Annotated in this window: 13 protein-coding genes; 4 read left to right on the top strand and 9 right to left on the bottom strand. The window is 54.2% G+C overall.

From position 1 onward, the window contains the following. The first annotated feature begins 20 nt into the window (after positions 1–20). Positions 21–1145, top strand: coding sequence for a helix-turn-helix transcriptional regulator (locus ACYVHB_RS15575; protein ID WP_461052682.1), 1125 nt, complete (start codon positions 21–23; stop codon positions 1143–1145). Positions 1146–1208: 63 nt separating this feature from the next. On the opposite strand, the gene ACYVHB_RS15570 is transcribed toward ACYVHB_RS15575, so the two are convergent. After that, entirely contained in the window at positions 1209–2591 is a 1383-nt protein-coding gene (locus ACYVHB_RS15570; RefSeq protein ID WP_461052681.1) for a glycosyltransferase, read from the bottom strand. Between the two features lie 161 nt (positions 2592–2752). Between ACYVHB_RS15570 and ACYVHB_RS15565 the strand changes: the two genes are divergently transcribed. Further along, positions 2753–4252 carry a hypothetical protein gene (locus ACYVHB_RS15565; RefSeq protein WP_461052680.1) on the top strand — a complete coding sequence of 500 codons (1500 nt, stop codon included), beginning with the start codon at positions 2753–2755 and terminating at the stop codon, positions 4250–4252. A gap of 73 nt (positions 4253–4325) precedes the next feature. Here the strand turns inward: ACYVHB_RS15565 and ACYVHB_RS15560 are convergent, their stop codons facing one another. The 4 genes from ACYVHB_RS15560 to ACYVHB_RS15545 form a co-directional block, all read right to left on the bottom strand. Then, on the bottom strand, positions 4326–4637 hold the full coding sequence (locus tag ACYVHB_RS15560) for a type II toxin-antitoxin system RelE family toxin (RefSeq protein WP_461052679.1): 312 nt from the start codon (positions 4635–4637) through the stop codon (positions 4326–4328). 57 nt (positions 4638–4694) lie between these two features. Continuing rightward, positions 4695–4943 carry a type II toxin-antitoxin system Phd/YefM family antitoxin gene (locus tag ACYVHB_RS15555; RefSeq protein ID WP_461052678.1) on the bottom strand — a complete coding sequence of 83 codons (249 nt, stop codon included), beginning with the start codon at positions 4941–4943 and terminating at the stop codon, positions 4695–4697. A gap of 183 nt (positions 4944–5126) precedes the next feature. Then, positions 5127–5645 (bottom strand): RidA family protein, encoded by a 519-nt coding sequence (locus tag ACYVHB_RS15550; RefSeq protein WP_461052677.1) that lies wholly within the window; start codon positions 5643–5645, stop codon positions 5127–5129. After that, positions 5642–7213, bottom strand: a complete 1572-nt coding sequence (locus ACYVHB_RS15545) for a serine hydrolase domain-containing protein (RefSeq protein ID WP_461052676.1) — start codon at positions 7211–7213, stop codon at positions 5642–5644. Before ACYVHB_RS15545 ends, ACYVHB_RS15550 begins: the two co-directional genes overlap by 4 nt. Positions 7214–7685: 472 nt before the next feature. On the opposite strand from ACYVHB_RS15545, the gene ACYVHB_RS15540 reads away from it, so the two are divergent. Then, the gene (locus ACYVHB_RS15540) at positions 7686–9029 is read left to right on the top strand and encodes a sulfatase-like hydrolase/transferase (RefSeq protein WP_461052675.1); all 1344 of its coding nucleotides are present in this window, start codon (positions 7686–7688) and stop codon (positions 9027–9029) included. Between the two features lie 11 nt (positions 9030–9040). Here the strand turns inward: ACYVHB_RS15540 and ACYVHB_RS15535 are convergent, their stop codons facing one another. The 3 genes from ACYVHB_RS15535 to ACYVHB_RS15525 all read right to left on the bottom strand — a co-directional run bounded on the left by ACYVHB_RS15535 (position 9041) and on the right by ACYVHB_RS15525 (position 13998). After that, the gene (locus tag ACYVHB_RS15535) at positions 9041–9574 is read right to left on the bottom strand and encodes a GNAT family N-acetyltransferase (RefSeq protein WP_461052674.1); all 534 of its coding nucleotides are present in this window, start codon (positions 9572–9574) and stop codon (positions 9041–9043) included. Between the two features lie 59 nt (positions 9575–9633). After that, a complete protein-coding gene (locus ACYVHB_RS15530) occupies positions 9634–10968 on the bottom strand; it encodes a vanadium-dependent haloperoxidase (RefSeq protein ID WP_461052673.1) in 1335 nt (444 codons plus the stop codon). A 108-nt stretch (positions 10969–11076) separates the two neighbouring features. After that, positions 11077–13998 carry a M16 family metallopeptidase gene (locus ACYVHB_RS15525; protein ID WP_461052672.1) on the bottom strand — a complete coding sequence of 974 codons (2922 nt, stop codon included), beginning with the start codon at positions 13996–13998 and terminating at the stop codon, positions 11077–11079. Positions 13999–14066: 68 nt separating this feature from the next. Between ACYVHB_RS15525 and ACYVHB_RS15520 the strand changes: the two genes are divergently transcribed. Further along, on the top strand, positions 14067–14864 hold the full coding sequence (locus ACYVHB_RS15520; protein WP_461052671.1) for a cupin domain-containing protein: 798 nt from the start codon (positions 14067–14069) through the stop codon (positions 14862–14864). A 62-nt stretch (positions 14865–14926) separates the two neighbouring features. Here the strand turns inward: ACYVHB_RS15520 and ACYVHB_RS15515 are convergent, their stop codons facing one another. Beyond that, positions 14927–16324, bottom strand: coding sequence for a M16 family metallopeptidase (locus ACYVHB_RS15515; protein ID WP_461052670.1), 1398 nt, complete (start codon positions 16322–16324; stop codon positions 14927–14929). Between the last annotated feature and the right edge of the window lie 2 nt (positions 16325–16326).

Below are 16326 nucleotides of genomic sequence, written 5' to 3'. Positions count from 1 at the left end.
TTATTCCTTATTTTCGTTCTATGTACTGGTCACTGACATCGGCGCTGTATCTGGTTGGCTTCGTCCAGAGCACTTACCTATTGCTAACGATTCCGTCGCACCGGGGGCGGGTGCTGCTTTGGGTATTTCTGAGCGCCATGATTTTGCTGATGGCCAATTACATCGTATGGCAAAACGGCTGGCTGACCTGGCCGGTGCAGTTCTGGTTGAATCGCTTCACGCACACCAGCCTGACTTACCTGCTGGGGCCGAGCCTGTATTTGTACCTTCGCCTAAACACCGAACCAACGTTTCAACTCAACCGTCGGCATCTGTGGCACGCCGTTCCCTACATCCTGGCCTTACTCCTTTCCATTTTTGTTTTTCCGCGCTACCTACCGATTTGGCGTGAACAGACCAGTCAGTGGTTGCTGCCCGCCGATACTTGGCCTCAGTTGCTCCGTAGTCTGAACATTCTGGTCTATGTCAGAATGGGTGGGCGGTTGCTGTGGCTTCGGGCCTTGCAACAGCCAGTACCCCTACTCCGTCGGCGGTTGACGGGAGCCATTTTGCTCACGGGCGGGAGTAGCATGGCCATCAGCACGGGGGCGTTTCTTTTGCCCGATACCAACGCCGGAAAGCAACAGTGGGAAGCGGTTGCGGTAGTATGTTCGGTAGGAATGCTGTATCTGCTTAACCGATTACTTTTCGAACAGTCATCGAACAGTATCAACCTGGCTCCGGTATCGGCAATTGAACCGGAGGCTAAGCCTGACGGGCTGGCTAAATACCAACGCTCAGCGTTGAACGCCGAGACGGCCTCCGCTTTGTTCGAACGGCTCGACCGCCACATCATCAATTCCCGTGCTTACGAAGAGCCAGAATTAACGCTCTCACAATTAGCTCGGGCATTGGGCGTATCGGCCAATCAACTTTCGCAGGCCATTAATCAGGTGGGTGGGCAAACGTTTTACGAGTTGACAAACCGTCACCGCGTTCGGGAAGCCTGCCGCCTGCTGACCGATTCAAAACACCAGCATCTGAGCGTGTCGGGCATTGGTTATGAAGTGGGATTTCGCTCGAAAAGCACGTTCTACGCGGCTTTTCGCCGGGAGCGGGGTATGACGCCCAGCGTCTACCGGAAGCAGGCGAAATTGGGTAAATAGGTAGGTTCAGGTTCAAAGCAGCCAGTGCTAACCTTTGGCTGAGTTAATAGGCTGGAGATGAGATCAGACAAACTTGATTTTCCGGAGTGCGAAGAAGGTCATTTTTAGCAGCAGCCAGCCGTGACTGAAGCGAGAAATATTAGTCTCTCCGTACGTTCTGGCCCGGTATCGAATGGGAATCTCGATCAGTTTTAAGTTGAGCTTAGCGGAGCCGAAAATCAGGTCGAAATCACCAAACGGGTCGAAGTCGCCGAAGTAGGAGCGGTTGGCAATCAGGCGCTGGTAATTTTCTTTCGTCAGTACTTTCGTGCCGCAGAGCGTGTCCTTGATGCGCTGGTTGAGCAGCCACGAAAAGGCGATGGAAAAGAATTTGTTGCCCAGCAGATTGAGCGTTCGCATCGCTTCTTTTTCCATCGGATATACTAACCGCGTCCCGTTGATATATTCGCCCTTACCCGACGAAATGGCATCGAAAAACTTGGGCAGGTCTTCGGGCGGCACGGTCATATCGGCGTCCAGAATCATCAGAATGTCGCCCGTCGCCATGCCAAACCCTTTCCGAACGGCATCGCCTTTGCCTTTGCCGTCCTGCTGCACGCACTTTACGTCCCGCACCGGGGCGTACTTTTGGGTAATACGCTGAATTTCAGACCAAGTGTCGTCGGTTGAGTTGCCTTCTACAAAAAGAAGTTCGGTATGACGACCCATCTGGGGTGTCCGCCGGACAATGTCGTCGATGTTGCCTTTCTCGTTGCGGGCCGGTACTACTACGGTTACGCTGTACTCCGAGGGTGGTTTCAAACCGTGCATACTCCGGGCAACAATGAACGTGAACAGCCCTAAGTAATTGAAAAGTGGCAAATTCACAATGTAGCGGTTCAGCAACGTCGACAGCAGGGGTATGTAGCGCGGCATGAGGACCTTGCGGCCGGTGCGTATAACATCCAGCGACACCACATCCAACAGATTGACAATATCAGCCCGGTCGAGCCAGTTCTGGCGTTGCTCCGGCATCTTGAGCCTGAGGCTTTCGGCCAGGTTGAGCACAGGCGTCCACAGGAAATTCTTATAGGTAATAATGATGCGCGTGGTTGGATGGCAAACCTGGTGCAGTTGGCTGAATACCTGCTGCACGTCGTCGAACGCGCCAATGGTATCGCTCAAAACGATAAAATCGAACTGCTCGTCGATACCCTCAAGATTTTTGGCATCGCGGGTGTAAAACGTGTGTTGCGGGTACTTCGTCTGGGCGTGGGCAATGAAATCGGGATTGGAATCTATGCCTACCCCCCGCACGGGTGCCAACTGATTGAGGACGTAGCCGGTACCGCAGCCAATCTCTAAAACTGAACGGTTAGCAGGAATATTATAACGAAGAAAATCGAGGAGACAGCGGTAATAATAGCGATTACGCTCAATCCATCGGTCGCGTTCAAGACCAGTCATGCGGGATTAGTTACGGTTTCAATAGAATAGCTATGGCGTTGAGTAGCTGCTGACGAAAGTGCAAAACTAAGTAAAGGACTGTGTTTTTGCACTGCCGTTTCGAGAACGCCCCTAAAATTGACCGAAACACAGTAGGTTTGTGACTCACTTTATTCACACCCATGCGACGTTCAACGTACGGGATTGGCCTGCTTTTAATCGGCTTTTTCTGCTTTAAAATTCTGCGTTTCCAAACCCTCGGCTATACATTCAACGACATGTATGCCTTTCTGCAAATGTCGCGCAGTTGGCTGGATGGCCGTCCGTTTATGTACGAAAACATCTGGGGCTACCACCACCGAATTCATAATTATTACACCGTTCTGTTGTGGGGACCGCTCTGCCGGGTGGCTGGTGCGTATGGCATCTTTGCGGTGCAGGCCACACTACTGGCCATTGGCTATACCGCCGTGAATGAGCAATTACATCGGCGCACGACACCGGCTTGGATTCGTCATGTGCTCTTGCTGGTTATTTTATTCGGCCCCGTATCGTTCTGGCTCAACGACCACCCAAACATTGGCTGGCATACCGAACTGACGTACCTGCCATTCGCCTTGCTTTTCGCGCTGGCCCTGATGGGCCGAAGTCAATTAGTCGCCGTTGTTGCCGGGCTGGGTGTTGTGTTGGTGAAAGAAGACGGGGCCGTGCTGGCGGCACTGATTCACTTAGCCTACGAGGGTATTCAGTTTACGCGCAAGCAACCCACCCGGCCGTTATGGGCGTGGCTGACGCAAGGGCGGTTCTGGCTCATTGCACTTGGGTGGGTAGCCGTTTTTGTGGCTGGTATGGCTTGGCTTGGCTACAAGAACGACTTTGCCGAACCCCGCCTGCAGATGGCCCTGACGCTGCTGAAAAACAACGTTGGCGAATCAGCCTTCTGGCGTCAGATGCTCACGCTAACGGGCCAGTCAGTTTTACTGCTACTGCCGGTGCTGGGCGTACTGCTATTGTTTCTGGGACCGTTACGAAGGTATTTTACCAGTCGGATGCTGCTGCTGTGGGGCGTGGGCGTAATCACGCTGACTGTGCTCAACTTTGTTCAAAGCGTTCACTATTATGGGCAGCCGTTATTCTACTTAGTGTCGCTGACCTGGCCACCCCGCTTTATTCTGCTGTGGGCATTCTCGGCGGCTTTTCTAACGCTGCTGGCAGGTCAGTTCGCCGGGGAGTTCCGGCCCGTTCAACCCACGCGGGTATGGCTGATGGCGGCCGGTTTACTGATTGCTCAGGTGCCCGTCATCTACGTTGCCCGACCCGACTTCCCGTCGCTTCGGGACTGGGCGCATACGCTCCGGGGACGCTACGCCCGCGATAAAGACCCGGCTTATCTACAGAGCGCTGACCTGGCGACGGTGCGTTGTATAGCCGACAAACTGCCTCACGATGCGAATGTGTTTGCCTTCGACTACTTGGTGCCGTTCTTCCATCGTCAGTACGGCATTTGGCCCACGGGCAAGCAGTATCGCCCGGCCGACGTAGCGCTGATTCCCGTTGACGACAAGCAGGGACTCCGCCGGGTGCTGCCCATGCGCCAGCCGTACCGGATAATTCGCTTGAAAGGGTATGACCTATACGTTTCCACGACGTATGAACAGACGGTCAGGCAGTGCATACGTTGACTGGTCGTACAATGGATACTGTAATCCTCAACGAAAAAGAGCACTGATCGATCAGTGCTCTTTTTCGTTTTACTCACTTTATACGTCGCTTTATTAATTCGTAGATGTCCTTTCTTGGTCCTACAGCGACAACAATAACTACTAACACATCCTCTTCTATCGTATAGACTACCCGGTAATCACCCGTGCGTTTTCGATATACTCCTTTAAATCCGACCGACTCACGCACATTTCCTCCACGTGGGTCAGCCACTAAGGTATCAATCATTTTTGCTACCTGACCTTTCGCCTTCGATGCTAATTTGGCAAAGTCTCTGCTCGCTGCATCGTCTAATTCAACGCGGTAAACTTTCTGCTCATCTTCTTCATTTTCGTCAATATCCATTGTTCTGGTTAGAATTTGAAGCCAATCAACCGAAAACTTCTCTGACCAGCTCAACCATCATAAGCCATTTTCGGCTTTTACCGCATCCCATGCGTGGCGTTTGTTCCCTTCGGCAAGACGCTTCATGGCGAGTTCACCATCTAATTGGTCCTCTAACTGACAAAATCGCTCGTAGTCATCGTAAGAGATGACCGCTGCAACGTTCTTCCCTGAGCGGGTAATCACCGTTGCTTCGTTTGCAAAAGCTGCTTTACTAATAATATCCGAAAGGTTTTTCCGGGCATCTTGGGCTGTGCAAGTTGACATATCTACTGTGGTATTAAATGCTAGTCGGCTTCTGCCGGACAGCTTGCTGTATATAATAATAACCTTCCCTTCGTGGATATAATTACAGAATGTAATGAAATTAATTTTCTCGCATTCTGTAACTATAGTACATTAACAGGAACGGTCTCGGACGCGCTATTGAAAAGAAATAGGCTGCCGTCCTTACTCCACTTCCACAACCATTTCAATTTCAACAGCGTAGTTCGATGGCAGCGCAGCCATACCCACGGCCGACCGGGCATGTTTACCCTTCTCCCCGAACAGGGCAACCAGCAGATCAGAGCAACCGTTGATGACTTTGGGCTGATCGGGAAAATCGGGCGTGGAGTTGACGAAGCCCGTCACTTTCACAATGCGCCGGATGCGGCTGAGGTCGCCCAGTTCGGCTTTCAGGGTCGATAGCAACGAAACCGTCGTGGCTTTGGCGGCTTCGTAGCCCTGTTCCACAGTCATGTCCCTGCCGAGTTTACCGGTGATTGGCGAACCGTCGGCGCGGGTCGGGACGTGCCCGGCCAGAAAAATCAGGTTGCCCGTTCGGACGGCTTTTACGTAGTTGGCAACGGGTTTGGTAGGTGCCGACAGCGTCAGACCCATGCTGGTCAGCTTTTGCTCGACGGATTGGGCCTGGGTAACGATGGCACCGGCCAACAGGAACAGGACGGTACAAACGTGTCTTCTCATGGTCGGTTAGCGGGTAGTATTTCGCGAAAATCTAACTGCTGAATCAGGGCTGGATTTTCGGGCGTTAGCGTAAAAAACACGTCAATATTGGCTCGTTCGCCTTCCAGCACGAAATGACCCCGCAACTGATTTTCAGGTAGTAATTCGCCGACGCGCTGAATTTTTCCGGCTTTGGCGTAAAGATCCTGCACCGCTTTCTGGCGGATCCCGATGGGTTGATCAGGAAAGAAATTTTCGGCGAAGATGCCGCTGCGTTCGGCGTTCGTCCAGTCGGGCAGTAATTTGACTAATTCAGCTTTGCGCTGCGCCAGAATGGGCGATACTGGCAGTTGGCGCGGTTGCAGTTGACCCATTGCCACCAGCGTATCCAGTACCGCCGAGTTAACCGATCCCAGCCCGGCATACGTCAAATTACCGTACGCAATGACGCCGATGCCGTAGTCGGGCAGGATGCGCCACTGACTGCCGAAACCCGGCAGTCCGCCACTGTGGCCCACGTTTACGCGCCCCGTGCAGGGCTGGCTCCAGCCTAATCCATACCCGTAGCCGCTCGTGACGGGGCAAACCTGCCCGGCAGAATTTCTGGCCTGCGTGTTCATCCCCGCAAACGTCCACGGCTGCTGCATCTCACGGATAGAACTTCGTTTGACCGGACCGGAGTCCTTATCGTTGCGCGGTGGCCACGCGGCCTGATGCAGCGCCACATACTTGCTGAAATCCTCAATGGACGTAATCAACCCGCCCATCGCCCCGTAGGAACCGTCGTGCAATAGCGGTTCCTCCAACCATTGTTCGTCCTGCCAGCGGTAGCCGAGGACCAGCCGCCCGGCCCGAACCTTTGTGTATTCCCACTGGGTGTCGTTCATGCCCAGGGGCCTCAGAATAGCGTCGGTGATGTACTGCTGATAGGCCTTACCCGACACGACCGTGATGATGCGGCCCAGCATGGCAAAACCCAGATTACTGTATTCGTAGGCGAAGCTCGGCACATTGGCGTTCGAGATACCGCCTTTTATCAGGTTCAGTAAATCGTCATCGGAGTCGGCTAACTGGCGGTCGCCCCAGGGGTTGTCTTCGGGGAAACCGGCCGAGTGCGTCATCAGGTTGCGGACCGTGATGCGCGGGGCATCGGTGGTGAGATACTTATGGGTTTTTAGTTCTGGAATGTACTGCTCGGCGGGGTCGTCTAAGCGCAGCTTGCCTTCATCGCGAAGTTTCAGAATCGCCATCGCCGTCAGGCTTTTAGTCATCGACGCAATGCGAAACAGTGATTTGGTCGTAGCGGGTATTTTCTTCGCTACGTCGGCGTAGCCCATCCCGCCCGAATACACTAATTGCCCGTCCAGCACAATCCCGAACGCCAATCCTGGGTAGTGAAACTTCTCGGCCCGGTCGCGGTACAGTTTCTCCACGATGGGAAACGCAGCTTCCAACTTTTTCAACCGGTCGGCGTCGGCAAAAGTGGGCGGCTGATAGCTGTTAACAAAGGGGACAGTGGTCATGGTACGAACAGGCGACTGGGCGCAGGCCGTGCCAATGATAAGAAATGGCAGGAACAAATGCTTCATAGAATAACAAATTCGGTAATTCAACTGGCGTAAACGTTTTGTTTTCATTTCTTCCCCGGTACTGCTTCATCAGCATCGTATACGCTATGTTCAACTGGCTACCGGTTGTTCCAACAAGAATAAGCGTTTTCGACTGACTTTTTTTTAATTTCAAACGATTCTTTTGGCATAAGCAACAACCGCAACCGATACACGATGCATTCACCATAAGTTAATTGCTTTCCCATGCTGTTTGCCGGTATTTCGATAAAACGGTCAGTGAGTTGAAGGCGGTCCTGTCAGGGAAATGACCGCTGCCTAAATCGTTCATAATCAGTGACTCAAACTACGCTACATTTAGAACTGAACACTGACTGGTATTGGCACTAATGGCCGTCCACCTGCTAACCGGGCTATCGTTTGACTAAACGGTAGATGATGTGTGATAGACAGATACTGAATTCGAGTAAGTCACTTTACACAGCTGGTGTTTATGGGCAAACGATCCACCATTTCCATTCAGTTAATGAGGGGTTTATCGTGCGTTATCCTGCTTGGCTTTGTTTCGCTGGGAACAAGGGGGCAAAACCAGCGCCCCAATATTATCTACATCATGGTGGATGATTTGGGTTATGCCGACTTAAGTAGTTACGGACGGAAGGATTATCAAACCCCGCACTTAGATAAACTGGCCGCTCAGGGTATGACGTTTAGGAATGCCTACGCAGCGGCACCTGTGTGCACCCCCAGCCGGGCCGCGTTCATGACGGGGCAGTATCCAGCCCGTGTCCCGGTTGGTTTAATTGAGCCGTTAGAAGGGTCAGCCAAAGACAGTATGCTGGGTCTTACGCCCAGCCATCCCTCGGTTGCTACTCACCTCAGCGCGAACGGGTACGAAACGTTCCTGATTGGCAAATGGCATTTGGGAATCAAACCCGAATGTAGCCCCCTGCGAAACGGGTTCGACTATTTCTACGGATTCAAAGCAGGAGCCGTTGACTATATTTCCCACAAGTCTCCTGAAAACCGCCGTCGCGATCTTTATGAAAACGAACGACCCGTAGTTACTGAAGGCTATATGACTGATCTACTGAAAGAGAAAGCAATTGAGCTTATCAAACGGACTCATACCAAACCCTTCTTTATGTCGCTTATGTTTAGTGCGCCCCACTGGCCCTGGCAGGCTCCCGGCGCACAAGCCTACTCTGATACGCTTCCGTTCACTGCCGGAGGATCGCCAGCAACGTATGCGGGTATGATGAGCAGCCTGGATCGTGCCGTTGGCGACATCATGAAGGCACTGGACGAGCAAAATCTGGCCGCCAATACGGTTGTCATTTTTACCAGTGACAACGGGGGAGAACGCTTCTCGAACATGGGCATCTACAAAGGTCGAAAGATGCAGTTATGGGAAGGTGGAATTCGAGTGCCTGCCTTTGTGCGGTGGCCACAAAAAATCAAACCCGCCACCATGACCAATCAGGTCGCCATCACCATGGACTGGACAGCGACCATCGTATCGCTGGCAGGGGGCAAGCCTTCGGGCAATATGGGTTCAGATGGGATCGATTTAATGCCAGTGATGACGGGTCAGAGCAACGAAGTCTCGCGAACCTTGTACTGGCGAATCTTTCAGCGTATGCAACATAAGGCCTTGAGGAAGGGAAACTGGAAGTACCTACAGGATGAAAAAGGCAACGCTTATTTATTTGATTTAGCCACAGATCCTACCGAAGCGACTAACCTCCGGGAAAAACAGGTACGCATCTTCGGGAAAATGCAGACACTTTATGCAAAATGGGAGACCAGCGTTCTTAAACCCGTGCCCTTGAAGTAAGGTTTTGTCGGTTAGCTTGCTACAGGTTCGAGGGGTTTTTCCATAACGATGAATGACAGCGGCTGCTTGGGCAACCCAAAACGTGGGTCGTCCATCGGGAAGGGTTCGGTTTCGCCGGTGGGCCGGTAGCCGCGCCGTTCGTAAAAAGCAATCAGTTCGTGGCGCTGCGGAATCACCGTCATCGTCATGGCCCGGCAGTTGCGGTCGCGGGCAACCTGCTCAGCGGCTGCCATCAACTGCTTGCCAATGCCGCCCGCCTGCGCATCGGGCGAAACCGTCAGCATACCCAGGTACAATGCATCGCCTTTCGTCTCCAGATACACGCAGCCAATCAGTTGACCGGCGTCTACGTATTTCAGGATGGTAGCTTTCGGATTATTCAGCATCGCTTTCAGCCCGGCTTCGTCCGTTCGGATACCGTCGAGCAGGTCGGCTTCGGTGGTCCAGCCCCGGCGCGAACTTTCGCCCCGGTAGGCGCTCTGTACTAATTCGCTCAGGGCCGGAATGTCCTGTTCAGTGGCAGGCAAAATGGTTGCATCGTTCATAGACCGCAAAGGTAGCGGAGTTACGAATGTGTAGGTTGTCCCGGACAGCATCCTGCCGCTTACTTCCTGACCAGTTCGCCCCCCGCGTCGGCCCCATCCTGCCTTGCCCGTTTCACTACCTCCCGGCCGACTTTATGGCCTATGTCTAAGCCAACGACATTGTCAATGCGGAAGTGAACGCCCCCTTCAAAGCGCGACTCGGCGGCTTCTTTGGCTTTGTCGGAGAAATAACGGGCGTCTTCCGGAAACAGGTAATTCAGCACGGTAGCCCGTGCGTTGGAAATCGTTGCGTGGCCCGACGGATAGCCGGGGTGCGGGGGTGTGCTCAACAGGGGCGGCACGTAGGTCGTGTCATACTGATCGGGCCGAATTGACCAGTAGGTGTATTTAGCATCCCAACAAGCAATAACCCCATCGTTAGCGGCAACGGCCAGCAACATGTAAACACGGGCGGACCGGGGTGCGTTGAGGTGCTGGTTCGTTTCAAACAGTTTTCGATTCGCGGCCTCGCTCCAGAAATCGTTAAAAGCCCAATAAAACGCCCGATCCATGGCAGCGGGCGACCGTTTAAACTGTCTCAACTCCTTCATAGCATCAGCCGGGTCGGGCGGTGGTCCCGGCCGAAACTGACTACCGGTCGAGAGAACCCAGGGTTTATCATGCCCCGCCATCGGCGTAATCGGCGGTCGTTTGTCGTTCCACAGGCCTGGCCCGGTGGGTCGTTTTCCATCCCAAACGGCGTCGGACCCGTCGGTTTTAGCCCGCTCAATCACCGCTTCGGCTACGCGCTTACCCAGTTCAAAACCGGCTTTCACATCGCTGGGATACGCCACCCCCGCCAGCACCCGCGACCGCCCCACGTCCTCGGCCACCCGTCGGATCGAATCCGCTTTGGCCGGAAAGAGATACCCCAAAATCGCGGCCGCTGCCCCCGCCGTTACCGAGTGCTCGCAGGGGTATGATGGACTATCGGGGGCAGTCAGGTAAGGCGTCAGGGTTTTATTTTGGGATGGTCGGGGGCGACGGTACGCCTGTTTGCTTTGCCAGGCCGCAATGGTGGCGTCGTAGATCGCCACGTTCATCAGCGCTTTTGCCCGGACCCAGGCGGGTGGAAATGAACGATAGAGTTGCTCAGCGATGGTTTGCCAGCGATAACCCGGTGCCCCGGCGTTCCAGTAGGTAATGAGCCGCACAGCCGACGAGTCTCGCTGACGCTGCGCGTCGAGCAGTTCTTTTACTTCGGACTGCGTGGCTTTAGCATCGGGCGGGGGCGGTAACTGATACGCTTTGCCCGACGGAATGACCCAGGTTTTCCAGGAACCAGCCCCCGGTTCAATCTGAGCGAGACTCTGCCGACCAAGTAACAGGCAGAGCGCAATAAGAATTATTCTCATGTCAATTAACGTAGTCAGATTTAGTAAGGCAAAGCTAAATCCGACTACGTTAATTGACATAGCGCAATAATCCCCTTATGAACAAGGGTTTATACGCATTTATACTACTTACTCGGTCTTCTTCTTGTCAGCCGGAGCCTTCTCTGGCGACGATCCGGCTTTGGCGGGGGGCGTTGCGGGTGTAGTAGCCGCAGCCATCGGGTTACCATCCTTGTCAAGCTCCACGACTTCGTAGCCAAGTCGTTCCAAACCGGGTTTGATGAGCGCTTTGTTGCCAATTACCGCAATGACCATGTTATTGACGGGCAGCCGTTTCCGGGCAATGGCGTCGATCTCCGCTTTCGTGATGTTCTTAAGAATCGCACTCTGCTGCTCCACAAAGTTTTTAGGCAGGTCGTATTTGATAATATCGTACAGGAAATACGCTTTTTGGAGGGATGTTTCGTAGCGGAGCGCATCACGCTGACCCACCGAGCTTTTCAGAAACGCCAGTTCATTGTCCGTGATGCCCGTTTTGCCGTAGTTGGTGATCTCCTTCACAAACTCTACGACCGAGCTGTCCGTAGCCGCAGCTCTTACCCCCGCCTGGGCTGTGAAGGGACCGGGCGTTTGGGTGCTATTGAAACCCGACCGCGCTCCGTAGGTCCAGCCCTTATCCTCTCGCAGGTTCAGGTTGATGCGGCTGTTGAAGGCTCCGCCAAGAATGTAGTTCGCCAGCCCCGTCCGGTAATAATCGCCGGTGGCGTCGAAGGGCAGGTCCGTTACGTAACCGATTCTAATCTCCGATTGGGGAGCTTTGTCCTTGTCAACCAAATAGATACGGGTCTTATCCACTTTGTTCTTAACGGCCACGTTGGGCAGTTTGACGGGTTTAGCCGCCCACTGGCTCAAAAACGCGAGCTTGGGTTTCAGGGTCGCCTGGTCCACGTCGCCGACAACAACCAGGTTAGCCACCGAAGGCGAAAAGTTATCCTTGTAAAATGCCTTCACATCATCCAGTGTGAGACTCTCCACTGTTTTGGTCGTGCCGCTAACCGGGACGCCCCGGATGTTATCGTTGCCGTACAACAGTTTGCTATACGCCTTGTTGGCAATCACGACGGGTTGCGTGCCCTGGTTGGCAATGTTCTCCAACTGCTGTTTTTTCAGCCGATCAAAATCGTCAGTAGCGAATTTCGGACGAAACAACTTCTCTTCCACTAAGGCAAGCGTCGCGTCCAGCGTCTTGGTGGGCGACTCGACAATAACCCCCAACTCTTCGGAACTTGCGTAAACCTGAATGCTGCTGCCCAGCTTTTCCAACTCCGCAGTCAGTTGCTCAGTTGTGTACTTTTGGGTGGCTTCGTTCAGCATGGCCGCCGTCAGTTGCGCAATACCCGCTTTGGCCGGATCATTGGCCGACAGGTAGTGCCCGCCTTTAACGGTGAGCAGCATCGTCACGGTGGGCACTTCGTCGTTTTTAGCCGCGATCAGCTTCAGGCCATTGGGCAGTTTATCGGTCCAGAACGGCGGCACTTTCAGCGTCGGGCTGGGACCCGAAGCGGGTTTCTTGCTTCGGTCGAACGAGTCTTTCGCTTTGGCGTACGTCAGGCCATTGTAGCCGTAATCTGGTGCCTGGTAGCCCGCCGTCGACGCGGTGTAGTTGTCCGGGTGCGTTACGATGTCTTTCTTCTCCTTCGGGTAAACGGTCAACACCACCGCGTGTTTCCCCTTGATGTACTGATTATACACCCGCATGACATCAGCTTTCGTCACCGCCCGGTACCGCTTCAACTCCTGGGGCAGGTAGTTAGGCGTACCGACAAACGTCTGAAAAGCAGCCAGCTGAGACACCTTACCGGATACGCTCGACAGCGCCGAAATGATGTCGGCCTCGCGGGTAGCCCGGAACTGGGCGATGTCGTCGTCGGTTACGCCACGGGCTTCAAACTCAGTCAGCGCCCGGCGCAGCATGGCTTCAGTAGTGTCCAACCGCACCTCCGGAAACGGCATGATGGAAAACACAAATTCACCCGCCAGTTCCGACGCCGGATTGTTGGCGTACGCCTGCACCGCCTTCCCGTTCTTCACGAAGTTTTTGTAGAACAGCGCCGTTTTGCCCCCACCGATAATCTCCGCCAGCGCGTCTAACGGGGCTTCGTCGGGGTGAAAGCGGGGCACACCCGCATACGTCACGTCCAACCGTGGAAAGCGGATGTTGTCTTCGTAAGACACGTAGCGGTCCTTGTCCAGCACGACCGGTGGCACCACGGTTTTCGTCACCGCCGGGCCTTTGGGGATCGGGCCGAAATACTTCTCGGCTAATTGGACCACTTGTTTAGCGTCCACGTCGCCCCCCACCGTCAGCACGGAGTTATTAGGGCCGTACCAGCGCAGGAAGAAGTTTTTCAGGTCATTCACGTTCACCCGGTTCAGGTCTTCGATGTAGCCGATGGTGAGCCAGGAGTACGGGTGTCCGTAGGGATAGAGCGTTTTGCGCGTGTATTCACTTGCGAGGCCATAGGGGCGGTTGTCATAGTTCTGGCCCCGCTCATTTTTGACGGTCTCCCGCTGAATTTCAAACTTCTTCTGCGACACCGCGTCGAGCAGAAAACCCATCCGGTCGGCTTCGAGCCAGAGTGCCCGCTCCAGCTGATTGCTCGGCACGGTTTCAAAATAATTGGTCCGGTCGCTGTTGGTCGTCCCGTTGAGCGTTCCGCCCGATTCGGTCACGATCTTGAAGTGTTCATCGTCGGCCACGTGGTCGGACCCCTGGAACATCATGTGCTCAAAGAAGTGAGCAAACCCGGACTTGCCGATTTCCTCACGGGCTGAGCCGACGTGGTACGTCACGTCTACGTGAACGACGGGATCGGAGTGATCTTCGTGGACGATAAGCGTCAGGCCGTTGGGCAGTACGTATTTTTCGTAAGGAATGAGCAACTCGCCTTCTCTGCGGGTTACCTTCTCTATTAACTTCGTTTGCGAATAGGCCGTGCCTGCCAGTAGCCAGACCAGCAGCATTGACCAATAAACGGTAACTTTTTTCATGTCAGGTATTTTACAGAAATAAGCCCCTAAAGTAGGAAATTTTTCAGGCTTTACGTACGCCATTGATTATGAAGCTACCCATCACTTTTGCTATCGTACTTACGCTGACAGCAGGCTCGGCCTGGGCACAATCCATCGAGTCCAGCGTCTATGCGTGGGCGAATGCGCCGGTAACGAAAAAGACCAGTTCCGAACAACGGACGCTCCTGGAAGGCAGCACGGTCGACTTCCGGCATATTAAAATTCACGCAACTACCCTCCCACCCCATCAGGCTCCGCACCCGGCCCATACCCATGACGACGAGGAGCTTATCATTATTAAAGAGGGCGAATTAACCGTGACTATTGCCGGTAAAACGAAAACGCTCGGTGCCGGAAGCATCGCCTTGATGATGCCGGGCGACGAACACGGCTTTGATAACAAGAGCGACAAACCAGCCACCTACTACGTGATGCGGTATGAATCGAAAGAACCGGCCAATGCGGAGCGGGGCCAGAAAGCGGGTGGCTCGTTCTGGGTCGACTGGAATGAGGTGGCGTTTAAACCGCATGATAAAGGCGGTATTCGGCGGATGTTCGACCGCGCTACGGCCATGACCAAACGCTTCGAGATGCACGTAACGACGCTCAACGAGGGGTTGTGGAGCCACCCGCCCCACACGCACCGGGCCGCCGAAATCCTGCTGATGATTGACAATTCGGCGCAGGAAAGCATCGACGGCAAATTACACCCTGCCACGGTGGGCGATCTGATCTTCCTGGAATCCAACGTGCCCCACGCCATTCAAAATACCAGCCGAACCGCACCGGCGGACCGGTCGGCCCGGCAGAAAAGCTGCACGTATTTTGCGTTTCAGTTTGAGTAGTGAGAGGTATCACGGGCTTCAGCCCGTACTTCTGTGAAAATGCGGACTGAAGCCCGTGATACCTACTTGTTACTCCCCGACAGTTTACCGGCTGGTTTGTAATCGGTTAGCTGGCTTTCTACTTTGCTGCGGTCGCCCACGACGATCACCGTCATGGTCTGCGGATTGATATATTTCTGAGTGGTCTGCTGCACCTGCTCCGGCGTAACGGCCATCACGTTTTTAACGTAATTGCTCAGGTAGCTATCGTCTAATCCGTGAAAATCGACGAACGACAACTGGTTGATAATACCGCCCGGATTGGAGTTGCGAAGCACAAAAATCCCCGACTCATAGTTCTGAATGCCCGTTAGCTCCGCTTTTGAGGGGGGCGTGCTGCGCATCAGGTTCACCTCCTTCATGATTTCGTTCAGCGACGCGCCCGTGTTCGCCGTCGTCACGTCGGCCCGTTCAGTCCAGGTCGCGCCCCGGTAATACGTGTTGATTGAACTGTAGGGAGAATAGGTGTAACCCTTGTTCTCGCGGATGTTGCTCGTGATGCGCGACCCAAACGAGCCGCCCAGAAGCGAATTAGTCACGACCATCGACACGTAGTCGGGCTGCGACGGGTCAATCATTGGCAGACCAACAATCAGCGTCGACTGCGGGGCACTGGGCCGGTCGACCAGGGCAAACCCTTTCCCCGTGGCCGGTTTGGCAATCGGTATGTTCGGTTCCGGTCCCTTCCGCCAGCTACCCAGCGAAGTCCGAATAGCTTTCTCAACCGCGCCCTGATCGAATTTACCCGCTACGTACACCTGCGTGCGCTGCGCCCCAAACTGAGCGTCGTAGAAGCCCCGGACTTTGGCTAAGTCATAACTCGTCAGCATCTCCTCGGTTGGGTAAATCCGTCCGTAGGGCTGATCGGGGTACATGGCAGCCGCAAATTTTTCGTTGGCCTGCGACTGAGGCCGTGATTTTTCAACGGTTAAATCCCGTTTCAGGTTGGCTTTTAGACGCTCAAGTTCCGACGCGGGCAACTTTGGATTCATCAGCACGTCGGCCAGCAGGCTCACTAAGGCGGGTGCGTATTCCGACAGCACCGAACCCGACAGGACCATCGAGTTGAAGTTGGAGTACACCGAAATTGAGCCACCCATCCGGGCCACTTCTTCCGACAGCGCCTGGGCCGTGCGGGAGGTCGTCCCTTCCTGAATCAGTTGCGCCAGCAGATCAGAGAGCCAGACTTCATTGGCCTTCTCGTGCATGTTACCCGTTCGGACCTGAATACTGACCGTCACTTTGGGGACGTCACCGTAGGGCACCAGCGACGCTTTTAAGCCATTATCCAGCGTAATGGCCTGCCGCTTGGGCAGGGTAAAATCTTTGGGTTTCCCACCCTCCGGCGGGGTTTGTTTCTGAGCCAGCAGCGAACCCGCTGTCAGGGTTATGCTGGTGAGGAGTACAAGAATGCGTTTCATAG

Source organism: Spirosoma arcticum (genome assembly GCF_054779955.1).
Note: the sequence above shows the minus strand (reverse complement) of the source record. Positions and strands in the feature narration are given on the sequence as shown.